This is a genomic window from Clostridium sp. HGF2, assembly GCF_964240115.1.
GTDB classification, from domain to species: domain Bacteria; phylum Bacillota_I; class Bacilli_A; order Erysipelotrichales; family Erysipelotrichaceae; genus Clostridium_AQ; species Clostridium_AQ innocuum.
Map to the genome: position 1 here is coordinate 189,597 of NZ_CAXSSO010000009.1, position 16,673 is coordinate 206,269.

Consider the following 16,673-nt stretch of genomic DNA (forward strand, 5'->3'; position numbering starts at 1 on the left):
CTTATTTCAATGGCACAACCCTTGCCAGTCCGCCCAGTGATGTTTCCCTGAGCTCGATTGGGATTTTTCTGCCGGTATAATTCATGGTGTTGACCACCATGTCAAAGCTGACCTTATGCTCTCTTAAATCGCTGATGCCCTCCGCTAACACTGCGGCATCCATGGCCCGCAGCACACCGACAGCATTCCGTTCAATGCAGGGAATCATAACATAACCGCCTACCGGATCACAGGTAAGACCCAGATGGTGTTCAATTCCTATTTCTGCTGCATACTCGATCTGGCGCATCGTCTGTCCGCGAAGATAGGAAACCATAGCGGCACCCATGGCCACCGCCGCACCGATTTCCGCCTGACAGCCGCCCTGTGCACCGGAAATCGTGGCATTTTCCTTAATCAGATTTCCAAACAGACCCGCTACCTTCAAACCGTTGCGAAGCTGTTCTCTGGACACTCCCAGAATGCGGTGATAATAGCATACCAGAGCCGGCAGAATACCACTGCTTCCCAGCGTTGGAGCGGTGACTGTCATACTTCCCGATGCATTTTCCTCACTTGCACTGTAGGCATAGGCACACAGCAGCAGTTTTTCCCGCTCAGCGGCACTTTTTGCCATATCCGCCTTCTGCTTTAACTCCTTTGCGATACGCTTCAGCTTCAGATCCCCCGGAAGCACTCCTTCCCTGGCTAGACCGCCGTCAACCGTCGCCATCATCTGCTGCAGGATGGTATCCATATAATCATCCAGCGGTTCGAAGTGATTCACATACTCCCAAAGCGTCATGGAGTGCGTCTCGCAATAAGCTTCGATATCCTTCATCAGATGGTGTGGATAGACATCCGCGCCTTCCTTGCTTTTTTCACCCTCAATCTGAATAGCACCGCCACCTATGGAATAGACCGTCCATTCTCCAAGCAGCCGGTCCGCTTCATCATAGGCTGACAGCTGCATCGTATTGGGATGCTTCAACTCCCTGCGATTCTTAAAAAGCACCACGCATTCCTTCGGCTTCATCGTTTCGATGATGATGTAATCGGTTAAATGCCCTTTTCCTGTCAGCGCCAGTGATCCAAACAGCTTCACCTCATAATGATGTGCGTTTGGATAACGCTCCTTAAACAAGCTGGCGGCGCGCTGCGGCCCCAGCGTATGTGATGAGGACGGCCCCGGACCGATCCTGTATAATTCCTTTAGTGATTTCATTGTCGCACTCCTTGTATTCCCAGCAAAAACATTTCAAAGCCCAGCTTTTTATCCAGACGCCCGGCCTTCAGATTCTGATCCAGCGTTGCCAGCTGTTCCAGAATATGCATCAGATAACCGATACCCAGCCGCTGCGCCGTCTTCATCGCCAGCTGTACACGATAGGGATGCGCCTTCAGCTCATCCTTGATGGCATCCTTCCCTTTCCCATGCAGCATCAGCGCCTTCACCTCATACAGAAATCGAAACTGTGCGGCCAGCAGGGCGATCAGGTATATGGCATCCTTGTTCAACACACACAGATCCTGCCACATATGAAAGGATTTTCGAAGGTCGCGGTCCACCACTGCATTGACCAGCTGAAAGACATCCTCCTCCAGCGGTCGGGTCACCAGCCTTTCCACCACATCACTGCTGATCACGCCGCCATACAGCTCCAGCTTTTCCATTTCCATCTGTATGGTGCGAATATCCAGCGGTAAGCGACGCAGCAGCGCCTGCATGGCAGAGGGCTCTATCTGAAGAGAACGCTTTTTCACCTGTTCCTGCACATAGCTTTGCTTTCCCTGCTCATCCAGCTTTCGATATTGCAGCACCTTGCATGTTTTCTGCACCTTTTTTACGATTTTCTTTCTGGCGTCCAGCTTTTCAAAATCACCGATCAGCACCAGTACTGTCGACTCCAGCGGATCGTCCAGATAACGCTCCAGCGCTGCAGTATCCACTGCATGCTCATTTGCCGCACTTAGAAAATTCGCATGATAGACAAGAATGATCTTGCAGTCTGAGAAAAACGGAATCGTCATCGCGTCCTCCAGAATCACATCCAAATCCGTCGTATCCGCATCATAAACAAGTTTGTTCAAATCATTGGCATCCGGAACATGACTCCTGACGATCCTTGTCAGTGATTCCTGCAGCAGATATTGTTCTTCTCCGTATAACACATAATTCATTCTCATCACCTAGAGAATATTATAAACGAAACACACATAGATTACCATGACTTTTCGACATAACTTCCTGTATATTTTCCTTCATAACAGCCCTTGTCCACCTTATGTAAGTTTTTTCCTATTCTGTCTCATGCTTTGCTCATTCCCACAATCCGTGCAGAATACCGATTGCCCCCTCTGCGCTTACATAATAACTGAAATAGCGGCTGAAGCGAATAGAAACTGCACCGTCCCGGGCACTCACCAGCGCAGGGATATTCTCCTGCCTCAGACGCTGCATGATCGTTGTACTGGGATGATGATAGCGGTTGTTTCTTCCGGCAGACACCAGCGCCAGCTGCGGCTGCAGTTCATGCAGAAAGGAAAGGGAGCTGGAGGTATCACTGCCATGATGACCGACCTTCAATACATCAACCGCAAGGTCATAGCGTTGTAAAAGGGCCGCCTCTGCCTCTGTGCCGGCATCCCCCATAAACAGCGCCTTCAGCCGATCTGTCTGCATATAGGTGACAATGCTGTTATCATTGCTATCCTTTCCCTTATAGTCTCTGAGTAAAAACATCAGCGGCAGTCCTTTGATCGGCTCTGCCTTATCCTTATGATCGATGATTCGTGTTACATTCAGCTCCTTGAGCAGCTCCTCCTTACCACCACTATGATCGAAGTCATCATGCGTGAGTATCAGGGCATCCAGTCTCTGATAGCCTTTTGCTTTTACAATCGGGACAACCACCTCTTTGGGAATATTGCGGTAGCGGCTTCCCATGATATCAATCATAACAGCCCCCTGATGAAACGGCAGAGTTATCAGGGTACAGTCCCCCTGTCCCACATCGATCATCAGCACCTCCCCAAAGGGATCAAACCACGAAGAAAAGGGCGCATACAAAAATAGAAGACACAAAACAGCCAGCGGCTTTTTCTGTGCATAGCTGATATAGCACACAGCTCCCTTTCCCCATAGAAAGAGCCAGAGCAGCTGTGGAGTATAGTACAGCGTTATCCCGCACTGCTGAAGTGCATCCAGCAGGTCGGCAAGCCGTGTTGTAAACGCAAACAATGCACCAAAGGAACATGGCACACTCAGCAGACAACCCGCATACAAAAACGCATAGACATAGCGGAAAACGGGAAACAGCAGCAGCTGCAGAGGATTGCAGGACTGAAAAAAGAGAAATTGCATCGGAATAAGCAGCAGCAAGCCGGTGAGACGCCTGCTTCGCTTTCTGACATTGAAAAGTGCGAGCATGCGAAAGCCCAATGGCATAAGAAACGCCAGCTCCCATGCCATATAGGGAAACAGCAAAAGAACAGCTGCCATACTGATACCCAGCCGATCCTGCGGATTCCTGCTGTGACAGCATAGCGAAACAAGGCGAAACAGCAGTATGCGAATCAAAGAGGAAGAAAACACGGTGACATGTCCGCATAGTCCCAAAAGCAGCAATGTAATCACAGATGCATTGGCTTGCGAACAGATCATAAGCAGAAGCTTTTGTAGGCATGCCGCAAGTGTTGCGATATGTAATCCGCTGGAGGTCAGAAAATAGGATACATCCTCCTCATGAATACCATAGAGCAGCATATTGAGCCAGCTGCGCTGCTTCCTGTCCGCTATCCCCTGTACATGTGCATAGAGGGTATGGCGCACTCCGCTTCCCTCCTGCAGAAGCTGATAGCATTGTGCCTGTATCTGATAGCGTATTCCACGCCTCTTCAGCCAGTCAGGAAAATAAAAGCGATGAAAATTATGCAGAGATGTAACTGGAGCATAGGTACCCTTTACCTGTACGATATCATTGAAATTTGCATGCTTTAGCCCATAGACCATGACATCCTGCCCCTGTGTATGAGCAATTGCATAGCCTGCCTTGATTTCCCTGATCTGCAATACGGTATCCACCGGCGTTTCCGGTTCCCGCAGAAGCAGCAGCATCCGCCCCTGCAGCAGGAGCAAAAGCAAAACAAACAGCGGATGTATGCGGTAATGGCTGCGATAATACCATAGCAACCCCAGCATCAGCGCCAGAGAAAACCAGATGGAAATCCAGTGTGCCCACAGCAGAAGCAGACAGCACCATCCGCACAGCAGCCAACTGTTTTTCATAGCGTGATCTGTTCCTTTATTTTCGCAAACAGCTTTTCCTTAATGCCCTTCACCTTCATGATATCCTCGATGGTTTGAAAGGGCTGCTGCGAACGATATGCAATAATACGCTGTGCCATGCTTGGTCCGATTCCCGTAAGCGTCTGCAGCTCCTTTTCCGTAGCGCTGTTGATGGAAATCTTCTTTTGCTCCTGCTGCTTCCCAATAACCAGAACACTGTGATCACTCAAATCCTGTGTCTGATTGATTCCGGACACATCCGCCCCCTTCTTCAATCCGCCTGCTTTTTTCAAAACCTCCCCGGTATCCGCATGAATATCCACCGTATACACACCGGGATGCTTCACCTCACCCTTCACCTCAATCTGTTTTGTTTTACGCTGTGTCGTGGTGAGATTCACCGGTTCATAACGCCCGTAAAAGAGCAGAAGCAAACAACATACAATCAGTACTTTTTTCATATAGACAAACACCTCCACTTATCTATACGAAATTCAGCACGAAAACTCCTAAAAAAAGAACAGAATTTTTTCTGTTCTCTTCCTCTATTTCAAATCGATGACTTTTACCTGGTAAGGCTCCTCCGCTGTTTCAATCTCAACAACATCACCGATTTTGTGATCCATCAATGATGTTGCCAGCGGTGTGATATTGGAAAGCTTTCCATTCAGCGGGTCTGCCTCAATGGAACCAACGATATTGTAGGTTTCCTCTTCATTGGTAGACATGTCCAGAATGGTAACCGTAGAACCCAGTGATACGGTTTTCTTGGTCGCTGCCTTCTTATCCTCGGAAATGATTTCTGCATTCGCAATCATAGCCTCCAGATCGCGGATTCTTGCTTCTACACGCGCCTGACGGTCACGGGCAGCATCATAATCCGCATTCTCGCTAAGGTCACCCTGTGCACGGGCTTCCTGCAGCTCACGGATGACTTCATCACGTACGACATGAATCAGATTATCCTGTTCCTTAAGCAGCTCGTCCAAGCCTTCCTTGGTTACTAAAAATTTCTCATCAGCCATGGTTTCAACTCCTATTCGTCCGCTATTATACCACGTTTTCTGAAATAATACTACTGATTTTCGTAATCAGCAAATCAATGGCAACCACGTTGTGGCCGCCCTCGGGGATAATTACATCCGCATAGCGCTTACTCGGCTCAATAAACAGATTGTGCATATCACGGACAGTGGAGGTATACTGCTCCACCACTGACTCCAGCGTTCTTCCCCGCTCGTTCACATCCCGCAGCAGTCTGCGGATAAAGCGGATATCCGCATCGGTATCCACAAAGATCTTGATATCGCACAGATTACGCAGATCTTCATTCTCCAGTACAAACAGTCCTTCAATAACGACAACATCACTCGGTTCGATTTCCTCAATGACCTCACTTCTGGTATGATGTACAAAATCATACGTAGGCTTACAGATGGGCTGACGCTGCAGAAGTCGTTGCAGCTGCGCCACGAGCAGCTCATTATCAAAGGCGAAGGGATGGTCGTAATTCGTCTTGACACGCTCCTCCATCGTCTTCTCACTTTGATCCTTGTAATAATCGTCCTGACGGATAATCACAACAGAATTTGTATCCTCATAATGCTCCTTCAGCTGTGCGGAAATGGAGGTCTTACCGGAAGCACTTCCTCCCGCAATACCGATCAGTATGGTTTTCTTCATGGTCTTCACCTACTTACGCAGATTATACTTATCAATATTCGCTTCCTGCTCATCCAGCGTTCTTGCATAGTACACCTTACCGTCCCCATAGATATCTGCTACAAAATACAGGTAATCATTCGCTTTTGGATGAAGCACAGCCTGGATTGCCATCGCCCCCGGATTCAGAATCGGTCCAATCGGCAGCCCGGCATTTTTATATGTATTGTATGGAGAGTCAATGTGCGTATTGACCTCGCAGTCCTCACCGGATGTCATATCATCATACAGTGCATAACAAACCGTAACGCTGCTGTCCAGGGTCATTCCCTGCTTCAGACGATTCTGGAAAACACCGGCAATCATTTCCATATCTTCCTTCGTGCTTGCCTCGTATTGTACGATGGAAGCAAATGTGATAACCTCCTGCATGCTCATGCCGCTCTTTTTGATATCAGCCGCATACGGGGCAATCGCTTTCTGGAACTGATCCAGGAAGGTTTCCGTTATCTGCTTAGCTGTCGCATCCTTATGGAAGCTGTAGGTCTCCGGATACAGATAACCCTCAAGCTTCACCTTATACTGTGCATTCAAAATATCCTTGCTTAAAAATGAATATTTTTTCAGCAGCGTGTTCAGATAGGCGTCATCGTTCCACAGTGTGAGCAGTTCCTTGGCCTTGACGCCTGTCTGCTTTTCAATCAGAGCAGCCACATCCTTTGCCCACATACCTTCCTTAAAGGTGATTTTGATATCATCCGCATTCGCCTGCTTGCTGTCATTCAGCGTTTCCAGTATTTTCGGAGTGTCCCACCTTGCATCCAGCTTGAAATTACCGGCCTTGATATCGCTGAGTCCATGGAATTTCATATACAGCTTGGCAACGGTTTTATTACGAATCAGCTCCTGCGTTTGCAGCTTATCCAATACCACCTCACTGGTTTCTCCCGGCTGTACCTGGAAAGAGGTTGGCGTTTCCCTGGAGGCCACCGCCTTCAATCCGGTCTTATAGTATATAAATACGGTAAGTGCTGCCGCAAGTACAATGCACACACTGACGAGGGCAATCAGCACCTTCTTATTCTTCAACTGCTTCTTCATCTTCCTGGAAGGCTCCTATCACTTCTTCAATCATCTGCCATTCCGCATCGCTTTCTACCGGAATAAGATTCCCATCATCATCATAGGCGGAAGCAAACACTTCTCCCTCCTCTTCCTCAGGATCCATGAATACCACATATTTCTTAGCGTGGTTGTCATCCTCAAAGGTAAACAGAATTTCCATCCGCTTTTCGTTTCCGTTTTCATCTGTCACATACAGACTGCTTGAATCTAACATCGCTTTTTCCTCCTATAAAGGGGCTCTTGCAAGCCCCTAGTTTTTACTGTCAAGATAGCTTTGCAGAATTTGTACTGCCGCCATCTGATCAATGATTTTTTTACGTTTCTTGCGCGATACATCCGCAGAGATTAAAATCTTCTCCGCCGCCACCGTTGTCAGGCGCTCATCCCACAATACCACTTCAAGTCCGAGAGCTTCCAGCTTTTCCTTAAACATCAGGGAAATCTCTCCCCGTATGCCTACATCACCGTTCATGTGCTTCGGCAGACCGAGCACCGCGGTTTTCACCTGAAACTCCTTTATGTATGGTTGTACCTGCTCGCATGCGGCTTCATAATCATCACTCTCAAAACGGATGGTTTCCACCGGGCGTGCGATCATGCCCAGTGCATCACTCACACTGACGCCCAGTGTTTTACTGCCAAGATCCAGACCCAGTATGCGCATCACTTATCTTCTTCCAGGTAAGCTCTTACCAGCTCTTCTATGATCTCATAGCGTTCCACACTCTGAATGATCGTACGTGCATTGTTGTGAGATGAAATATATGCCGGGTCGTTGCTGATAAGATAGCCTGCCAGCTGATTCACCGAATTATACCCTCTCTCGTCCAATGCCTCTTTGACTAAGCGTAATACATGCTTGATATTGTCTCTTTTTAAATCGTCGGATTTAAAAGACATGGTTTCCGTGATATCTCTCATAGTATTACCTCCTTTTGTTTTCTTCCTTTATTTTATCCTACTTTATACAAAATTGAAAGCCTTATGACAGCATATTTTTGATTAAATGCAGTGCTTCCTCCACCTTGGAAGCATCTTTACCGCCGGATTGCGCCATATCCGGACGTCCGCCGCCCTTTCCATCACAGACAAGAGCCGCTTCACGGACAAGATCACCGCACTTGATACCGCCACTTACAGCAGCCTTATCCGCACCGGCAACAAAGGTGACCTTATCGCCATGGACACTCGCAAGGAAAACAACGCAGTTTTCTCTCTGGGAGCGAATATTGGAAACAATATCCTTCATCGCTTTTGCATCCGCACCATCCATGCGCTCAATCAGCACCTGGCGTCCATTCAGCTCCTGCATATGATTGACAAGATCATTCGCCTTCAAGGCAAACATGGATGCCTGCAACGCCGCAAGCTCCTTCTTCAGCTGTACATTTTCCTCCAAAACAGATGCAACCTTTTCTTCCACCTTGGAAATCCCCTTCAGCTTCAGATCGGACGCAACCGCATGCAGCGTGTCATCCTCCTTCGCGAATTCCGCATAGGCATCATACCCTGTCTTGGCCGTGATACGGCGAATACCGGAGCCGATGCTCTCCTCACTGATGATCTTGCAGACACCGATTTCCTGTGTGTTATTCACATGACAGCCGCCGCAGAATTCCTTGGAAACATCTCCCATGCTGACAACGCGGACAACATCTCCGTATTTTTCATCAAACAGTGCGGTCGCTCCGCTTTTCTTTGCTTCCTCAATCGGCATTTCCACCTTGCTGACCGCATAATGTCCACTGATATACCGGTTTACCAGGCGCTCGATTTCCTTCAGCTGTTCCTCGTTCACCTTTTCAAAATGCGTAAAGTCAAAGCGCAGATATTCCTCACTGACAAAGCTGCCGGCCTGCTGGATATGACTACCCACGATCTGCTTCAAAGCACTCTGTAAAAGATGCGTACAGGAGTGATTGCTCGTAATGATATCGCGCTTTTTCTCATCCACCTGCAGCTTTACTGCATCCCCTACACGCAGCTCGCCTTCCTTAATGATGACATGGGACAAATGCTGCTTATGCGGAGCCTTGATTGTCGTATCCACGACAGCCTGTACACCTTCTGCGCATATCGTACCGCTGTCACCAACCTGACCGCCGCTTTCCGCATAGAAGACCGTTGTATCAAACACCGCATCGCCTTCATCACTGATGGCATCCACCTTCACACCGTCCTGAAACAGTGCAATCACCTTCGCAGAGGTATGGCGCACATCGTAGCCGATGAAGCTGCTCTCCTGCGTGAACTCCATCAGATCAATGGACTGGCTTCCCATGGACTCCGCATCTCCGCGGGCAGCACGGGCACGCTCTCTTTGCTGCTGCATCTCGGCGTCAAAGCCGTCCTTGTCCACTGTATAGCCGCTTTCCTCCGCGATTTCCACAGTCAGCTCCAACGGGAACCCATAGGTATCATACAGCTTAAACGCAGTCTTGCCGTCAATGACACGGCTTTCCTTCTTTTCTTCCATTACCTGTAACAGCAGTCTTTCCCCATCTGCCAGTGTTGCATGGAAGCGCTCCTCCTCAGCCTTTACAAGACGCGCAATATAATCCAGCTTTTCCTCCATGTACGGATAGAAATCCTTCATGATATCATAAACGACAGGAACCAGCTTATACATAAATGCTCCCTGAATGTTCAGCTTCTTCGCAAACCGTACTGCACGGCGCAGAACACGGCGCAATACATAGCCTCTGCCCTCATTGGAGAACAGCGCCCCATCTGCCAGCGCAAAGCTTACGGTTCGGATGTGATCGGCAATCACGCGGAATGCCATTTTATGTTGGGCATCTGCATAACGCGCATCGGTATACGCTTCTGTCGCATGAATGATTGGCAGAAACAAGTCTGTATCAAAATTGGTTTCTCCACCCTGTACCAGCGCAACAAGACGTTCCAGTCCCATACCGGTATCAATGTTTTTCTGCGGCAGCTCCTTGTAATCCTTACGGTCAAGCTCCGGCTTACAGTCAAACTGTGAGAACACGACATTCCATACCTCGATGTAGCGATCATTCTCCAGCTCTTCGAAGAACAGACGTTCTCCAAGACCCTCCGGATCATATGCCTCACCGCGGTCATAGAAGATTTCACTGTCCGGTCCGCCCGGACCTTCTCCAATCTCCCAGAAATTATCATCTGTCTTCAAAATGTGGGAAGGATCCACCTTACACACCTCGGTCCAGATCCGGTAAGCATCCGCATCATCCGTATACACGGAAACATATAGCTTCTCCTTTGGAAAACCAATCCATTTCGGACTAGTTAAAAACTCCCATGCAAAAGGAATTGCCTCCTCCTTGAAATAATCTCCGATAGAGAAATTCCCAAGCATTTCAAAGAAGGTATGGTGACGTGCCGTCTTTCCTACATTCTCGATATCATTGGTACGAATGGACTTCTGTGCATTCGCAATCCGATTGTTCTTCGGCTTTTCACTTCCGTCAAAATACTTTTTCAAAGCCGCAACTCCGGCATTGATCCAAAGCAGCGTTGGATCGTTGTGAGGAACCAGGCTTGCTCCTGGCTCAATCATATGTCCCTGACTTTTAAAGTAGTCCAGAAACATCTGACGAATCTGACTTCCTGTCAACTGTTTCATATTTGCATCCTCCTTATAAGCATAAAAAAACGCTCCCGAATCCAGGAACGTATAGTATACGCGGTACCATCCCAGTTCACCCATGTACAGAATTCCACAGGCACACTCACTTACTCTTTTAACGCCAGATACGCGCAGAACTCCAAAGCAGCTTCCATTCTTCACCATGAAAGCTCACACCTGCCGCTTCCTCTCTTGAATGGTTATCCGAATGTACTCCTCTTTTTCATCGTCCTGATGAACGTTATCATTATAACAAAATCCAAAAGACAGTGCAAATCTTTTATCATAATTTAAGCATAATTTAATCATAATTCTCCTCCTGCATCGCCTCATCAAAATCCTGCCAGATATCCTCCCATTCTCCAATCTTATCGCTGGTCTTGGAATGCAGCCAGCTGCGAAAGGCAATCTGTGCAATTGCCGCAAATATCGGTGATAAAATAACACCGACAACCCCAAAGAGAGCTTCGGATAGAAAGATAAAAACAAAGGTTAGGATTGGACGCACATGCATCGTACGGTTGAAAATCATCGGTTGAATGAAATTGGATTCAATCTGCTGTATCGTCCATACGATAGCAAAGGCCAGAAACGGAAAAACCGGATAGCTCAGGGCACCGACAATAGCAATCAGAATCAGACCGAACGTCGCCCCCACATAGGGAAACAGGTTCAGTAATGCAAGAATGACTGCATACAGCAATGCATTGGGAAAGGTAAAGATATAAAGCGTGATACCCACCGTGACAACAATAAACAGGATATCGAGAAAGGTTCCAACCAGATACTGGTATACAATATTACTCATTGTTAGATAAAAGGTGGAAAATTGATGCAGGTTGGGAATCACCTTTTTTGCTGTACGCTTCCAGAAATCCAAATCAATGGATATGAAAAATGCGGTGATGTATGCAATTCCATAATTCGTAGCAGTATGCATCGTATTACGCAAAGAATCGATAACGATAATATAGCCCTCCTGCAAATATTTCTCCTTCAAAGTCTCCAAATTACCGATAGCGATGTGATAGCGATCCAGAAATCCCTCCAGATGTCTCATCCACACCGGCACCACTTCTGCAAAATCCATAACCTGCTTATAAATAATGGGAATCATTCCGATAACAAAGACAGCAAGAACAAGCGCAATTCCAATATATACGAGCATGACGGCAAGCTTTTGAGAAACATGCTGCTGCAAGCGGTCTATCAGAGGCTGCAGCAGAAAGGCAATGACAATCCCCATCAGGACCGGCAGACAGCTTTTATAAATATCAACAATCCAATCATACAGCTGCAGCTGCTTCAACAGTAAAACCAGCAACAGAAAAGCGGCGAGAGGAACAAGCAGCTTCCGGCAGCCACGTGCCAGTGAATCCAGAACATGCGATACTTTCATAAAAGAAAAACCCGCGACGGGGTTAATCCAGATCCATACAATCACACAGGTGATCGTAGGTCTTATGCATTTTTTTCATAACTTTTTTCTTTTTCCTTCTGGATTCACGGCAAAGATCCTCAATGCCCTCTTCCTGACTGTAACCGATATACATACCGACAGCCAGGCCCATCAGGCCTGCGACAACACACTTGTTCATAGTATCACTCCTATCACTGATAGTATGGATACTGTCCTGTCTGTTATCCCATCATTTCTTTTATTTTTTCCTGCAGTGTACTCCTACGCACATGGCGGTCCTCCACGTGCAGCGCATGCAGGAACACCTCCTTATCACCGAGCAGCACCAGACTTCGCTTTGCTCTGGTAACACCGGTGTAAATCAAACGCTTCTGCAGCATATAGCGATAATCCTTTACTATCGGCATAATGACAATTGCATATTCACTGCCCTGTGCCTTGTGGATGGAGGTCGCATAGGCATGCGTGATATTGTAAATCTGTTCCCCGCTGTATTCAACAAGAACACCGTCAAAATCCGCCGTGATGCAGTTTTTCTGATGCACGTTGTCATCGCGGTAGCTGATTTCGATGATTTCTCCGATATCTCCGTTGTACACCTCATCCTCCGGCTGATTCTTCAGCTGCAGAATCTTGTCATGCTCACGGAACAGACGATAGCCTACCTTCAGCTCTTTTTTATATGAATCGGATGGATTCATCATTTTCTGTAGGGCATTGTTCAAAGCATCAATACCGGCAACACCGCCATACATCGGCGCCAGCACCTGTATTTCCTTTGGATCATAGCCCTTGTCCAGTGCATTGGATACCACACTCAGAATCAGATCCCGAACCTCATAATTCTGACAGGGGAAAAATGCGATATCCTTTGCATGGTCCAGAATATCAGCCGAGCCCTCCCGAATCTGGTGTGCCAGCGTCACGACATCACTTCCCTCACTCTGACGGAAAATCTTATTCAGACGTACCAGCGGAAAACAGGCGCTCTCAATCAAATCCTTCAAAACACACCCGCAGCCGACACTGGGCAGCTGATCCTCATCTCCAATCACAACAATTCTTTTCACCATGCGGCAGGCTCTCAACAGGTGATAGAACAGCCACTGATCCACCATGGAAAATTCGTCAATAATCAGTAAATCAGCCTGAATCGGGTCCTTATCGTTCACCAGAAAGGTGTTCGTTTCCAAATCCCACTTCAGCAGGGAGTGAATCGTCGTTGCCGCCGTTGAGCTCAGCTCACTCAGCCGTTTGGCTGCCCGTCCGGTCGGAGCACACAGCGCTATTGTATCGGATGGATAGTAGCGCTGATATAAATCCAGGATACCCTTTACAATCGTCGTTTTTCCGGTTCCCGGTCCTCCTGTCAGTATCAGAAAGGGCTCTTTGAAAAAGGCGGTAATCGCCTCCTTCTGTTTATCTTCATAGCGGATATGAAATTTTTGTTCCATAATCCCGATATCCTTTACATCAAATGAAACTTCCTCTTCTGACTCACGATAAGGAAAGCCTGCGAGAAAGGAAGCAATGCCGTTTTGCGCATCATATTGTGTATGATGATATATGCGGCCATCCTCAATCATGATCAGGCGATCCAGCTCCAGCTCCTCCAGATAGGGAGCAATCTCCACAGATGCATCAAATTCCTTACAGAACCGTTTCTGTATCTGTTCCAGCGTTGTATAGGTATCCCCGCTTGCCATACATAAATCCAGCACACAGGATAATATGACAGCCTTGATGCGGTAGGGATGATCCTCCGCAAACGCCAGCTCCTTTGCCAGCTTATCCGCAGTTTTAAAGCCGATCCCGTCGATTTCCTCAATCAGACGGTATGGGTTTTCCTTAACCATGGAAATCATCGCTTCGCCATAGGCAGCCTCCATCTTCATGATGGTTTTGACACTGATTCCCATTCGCGTAAAGAAAACAACAGAGTCATCTGCCTCTTCATGCTCCATGATTCCCTGAATGATGGAGGCACGCTTTCTTGCGTTTAACGTTGTAATCTGTTTCAAAGTCTCCGGATTTTCTTTTATGATTTCGATGGCATCCTCTCCAAGCGCTTCTACGATGGACTTCGCTGTCTGCGCTCCTATTCCGGGAAACAGAGAGCTGGAAAAATAACGGATCAGTGTACTTTCATCGTTCGGCATCATTTTCTCATAGGCCGCAACCTGAAACTGCATTCCATAGCGGGGATGATCCACATAATCCCCATGCAGCTTGTACAGCACATCCTCATTCAGCTCACTGAAATATCCGGTTGCTGTAAAATCTTCTTCATTTGCATCATAGGTTACAAATTTCGCAACGGTATATCCATTGGTATCATTGCGAAAAATTGTATGCAGATGCTTTGCTTTCAATATGATTTCTTCTTCATCCATTCACTTACCTCAGTTATTCTTATAAAAGCATAAAAAGCATGGATATGATATTATTTCCTGCATGTACCATACCGGGTACCAGACAGGAAGAGCTTTTTTCATATCCGTAGGCCAGAACCATTCCGATTCCGGCATATACAAGCAGATAGCTGACATCCACCAGATTTCCTGCAAGAAGTGAATCCACGATATGGATGGACCCAAACAGGATACTGCTGATGATTGCAGCTGTCCAAAATCCGATTCTGCTTCGCAGGCAGGAAAAAGCCCCTGCACGAAACACCGTTTCCTCAATAATCGGCGCAAATACACACGTTGACAAAATTGTCATCAGTGGTAACACTGTACTGGCATTGCGAATCTCTTCCTGATTGACGCTGTTTCCAGTCTGCGTCAAAAGTCCAATCAGCAAAGACAGCAGCATATTTACAGCCAGAATGACCACAATCAGATAGGCACTCATTTTCAGATTCGCCCCTGTATTCCTGCGAAATTTCATCCAGGAATCCCGTAGAACCGGCCACGCAAGCAAGATGGCTACACCGGCAGTAAATACGTAAATCAGCAGCTGCACCCATGGCAGCAGAATCGTTGCCCCAGGTTGAACGGCAAGCGTAATTTTTGTCGCAACGATACGGTATACATACAGATAGCCTGCAAAATAATGCACAAGCAGGGCAAGCATACGCCCAATGGATAAGCTGTAAACAGCTGGTTTAGTTTCCATTATTGACTCTCCCTGCGATACGGTGCTGCAAGCTGATCCCTTCCTTGAATACATCCTCAATCACTCCCCCGCCCAGGCATTCTTCCTTCTGATAAAATACCGCTTCCTGGCCTGCTGTCACAGAGCTGACCATTTGCGGATAGCGCAAAAACACAGTGGTTTCATCTATGAAGCGCAGGATAACATCATTATCCGGCTGCCGGTACCTAAATTTCGCCGTACAAACATAATCCCCCTGCGGCCTTTCAGAGGAGAACCAGTTGACACCGGATACAATGCAGCTATCGGAATGCAGCCAGTCACTTTCACTCCCGTTTGTCACATACAAAATGTTTTTTTGTACATCCTTGCCAACCACAAACCACGGTCCGCGATTGCCTCCAATGCCAAGACCCTTTCGCTGTCCGATCGTATAGTACAACACACCACTGTGTCTTCCAACGACCTCCAGTGTTTCAATATCCATAATATCTCCATCCCGGCTCGGCAAATAGTTCTTTAAAAATTCCTTGAAATTGCGTTCTCCGATAAAGCAGATACCTGTAGAATCCTTTTTCTCTGCAACACTGTTCAACTCCATGCGCTCTGCAATTTCGCGCACCTCTTGCTTTTCCATATGTCCGATGGGAAACATGGAGTGCCGCAGTGCATCCTGCGAAACCTGACAGAGAAAATATGTCTGATCTTTATTATTGTCAGCACCCCTAAGCATGCGGGATTCCTCAGCGCTATGATCCACCTGAGCATAATGACCCGTTGCCAGGGTATCAAAGCCAAGCCTTCTTGCATAGTCCATAAAGGCATCGAACTTTATATACTTATTACACAAAATATCCGGATTTGGTGTTCTTCCTTTCCGATATTCCTCCAGAAAATACGTGAATACATGATCCCAGTATTCCTTTACAAAATCCACGCGAAGCAATGGAAGCCCCAGCTTATCCGCAACCGCCTTGGCATCCAGATAATCCTGTTCCTGCGGACATACATCATCCTGAATCGTAGGATTTCCCATGATATCATTATTTGCAAAGGAATCCCAGTTCCGCATAAACGCACAGGTCACATCATATCCCTGCTCCTTCAGCAGATATGCCGCAACAGCAGAATCTACCCCACCTGATAAACCTAATAACACTTTCTGACTCATATTCATCACCTGTCTTTTCATAATACCATCAGTTTTTATTCTTTTAAATCATGTTCAATAAAAATGATATGTTCTATTATAGCATGGAATTGCTATATTAGTTGAATGTTCCCAATTTTTTTCAATGCTGCTTCCTTGGGATTTCACAATACAGCTTTCCTTAAACCTATATATTTTATACCTACGGTATGCTATGCATTCCTGATACCCGATACTTATAGCAACAAAGAAATTCCAAACAAAAAAAGACCCATCGTATGATGAGTCAGATTACCTGGCAGCGTGCTATCTTCACTGGAGCCAGTCCAGATATTGT

The 16,673-nt window shown here is 47.1% G+C and carries 16 protein-coding genes and 1 other annotated feature; all 16 genes read right to left on the reverse strand.

The window, feature by feature from the left end; all coding sequences use genetic code 11:
- Window position 1: 1 nt before the first annotated feature.
- Window positions 2-1,204, reverse strand: coding sequence for an L-serine ammonia-lyase, iron-sulfur-dependent, subunit alpha (locus ACESPQ_RS15855; protein ID WP_022300499.1), 1,203 nt, complete (start codon window positions 1,202-1,204; stop codon window positions 2-4).
- Window positions 1,201-2,160, reverse strand: a complete 960-nt coding sequence (gene holA / locus ACESPQ_RS15860; RefSeq protein WP_022300500.1) for a DNA polymerase III subunit delta — start codon at window positions 2,158-2,160, stop codon at window positions 1,201-1,203. Before holA ends, ACESPQ_RS15855 begins: the two co-directional genes overlap by 4 nt.
- Window positions 2,161-2,299: 139 nt before the next feature.
- Entirely contained in the window at window positions 2,300-4,267 is a 1,968-nt protein-coding gene (locus ACESPQ_RS15865) for a ComEC/Rec2 family competence protein (RefSeq protein ID WP_022300501.1), read from the reverse strand.
- On the reverse strand, window positions 4,264-4,728 hold the full coding sequence (locus tag ACESPQ_RS15870; RefSeq protein WP_002609262.1) for a helix-hairpin-helix domain-containing protein: 465 nt from the start codon (window positions 4,726-4,728) through the stop codon (window positions 4,264-4,266). The genes ACESPQ_RS15865 and ACESPQ_RS15870 overlap by 4 nt, the downstream gene beginning before the upstream one ends.
- Window positions 4,729-4,812: 84 nt before the next feature.
- Window positions 4,813-5,292, reverse strand: coding sequence for a transcription elongation factor GreA (greA, locus tag ACESPQ_RS15875; RefSeq protein WP_002609263.1), 480 nt, complete (start codon window positions 5,290-5,292; stop codon window positions 4,813-4,815).
- A gap of 25 nt (window positions 5,293-5,317) precedes the next feature.
- A complete protein-coding gene (gene udk / locus ACESPQ_RS15880; RefSeq protein WP_009270296.1) occupies window positions 5,318-5,950 on the reverse strand; it encodes a uridine kinase in 633 nt (210 codons plus the stop codon).
- A 9-nt stretch (window positions 5,951-5,959) separates the two neighbouring features.
- Complete coding sequence (gene mltG, locus ACESPQ_RS15885; protein ID WP_257379644.1) at window positions 5,960-7,030, reverse strand: endolytic transglycosylase MltG; 1,071 nt, start codon at window positions 7,028-7,030, stop codon at window positions 5,960-5,962.
- The gene (locus ACESPQ_RS15890; protein ID WP_002609266.1) at window positions 7,008-7,268 is read right to left on the reverse strand and encodes a DUF1292 domain-containing protein; all 261 of its coding nucleotides are present in this window, start codon (window positions 7,266-7,268) and stop codon (window positions 7,008-7,010) included. Before ACESPQ_RS15890 ends, mltG begins: the two co-directional genes overlap by 23 nt.
- Before the next feature lie 36 nt (window positions 7,269-7,304).
- Window positions 7,305-7,718, reverse strand: coding sequence for a Holliday junction resolvase RuvX (gene ruvX, locus ACESPQ_RS15895; RefSeq protein ID WP_002609267.1), 414 nt, complete (start codon window positions 7,716-7,718; stop codon window positions 7,305-7,307).
- Window positions 7,718-7,975 (reverse strand): IreB family regulatory phosphoprotein, encoded by a 258-nt coding sequence (locus tag ACESPQ_RS15900; RefSeq protein ID WP_002609268.1) that lies wholly within the window; start codon window positions 7,973-7,975, stop codon window positions 7,718-7,720. The genes ruvX and ACESPQ_RS15900 overlap by 1 nt, the downstream gene beginning before the upstream one ends.
- A gap of 61 nt (window positions 7,976-8,036) precedes the next feature.
- Window positions 8,037-10,664, reverse strand: coding sequence for an alanine--tRNA ligase (alaS, locus tag ACESPQ_RS15905; protein WP_181392527.1), 2,628 nt, complete (start codon window positions 10,662-10,664; stop codon window positions 8,037-8,039).
- Between the two features lie 40 nt (window positions 10,665-10,704).
- Window positions 10,705-10,903, reverse strand: a binding site (T-box leader).
- Window positions 10,904-10,968: 65 nt separating this feature from the next.
- Window positions 10,969-12,066 (reverse strand): AI-2E family transporter, encoded by a 1,098-nt coding sequence (locus tag ACESPQ_RS15910; protein WP_118003062.1) that lies wholly within the window; start codon window positions 12,064-12,066, stop codon window positions 10,969-10,971.
- Window positions 12,067-12,088: 22 nt separating this feature from the next.
- A complete protein-coding gene (locus ACESPQ_RS15915; RefSeq protein WP_002609272.1) occupies window positions 12,089-12,265 on the reverse strand; it encodes a hypothetical protein in 177 nt (58 codons plus the stop codon).
- 43 nt (window positions 12,266-12,308) lie between these two features.
- Complete coding sequence (locus ACESPQ_RS15920; protein ID WP_257379643.1) at window positions 12,309-14,480, reverse strand: ATP-dependent RecD-like DNA helicase; 2,172 nt, start codon at window positions 14,478-14,480, stop codon at window positions 12,309-12,311.
- 19 nt (window positions 14,481-14,499) lie between these two features.
- Window positions 14,500-15,207: a CPBP family intramembrane glutamic endopeptidase gene (locus tag ACESPQ_RS15925; RefSeq protein WP_002609274.1), complete on the reverse strand. Its 708-nt coding sequence runs from the start codon at window positions 15,205-15,207 to the stop codon at window positions 14,500-14,502.
- On the reverse strand, window positions 15,197-16,357 hold the full coding sequence (gene mnmA / locus ACESPQ_RS15930) for a tRNA 2-thiouridine(34) synthase MnmA (protein ID WP_044907398.1): 1,161 nt from the start codon (window positions 16,355-16,357) through the stop codon (window positions 15,197-15,199). Before mnmA ends, ACESPQ_RS15925 begins: the two co-directional genes overlap by 11 nt.
- Between the last annotated feature and the right edge of the window lie 316 nt (window positions 16,358-16,673).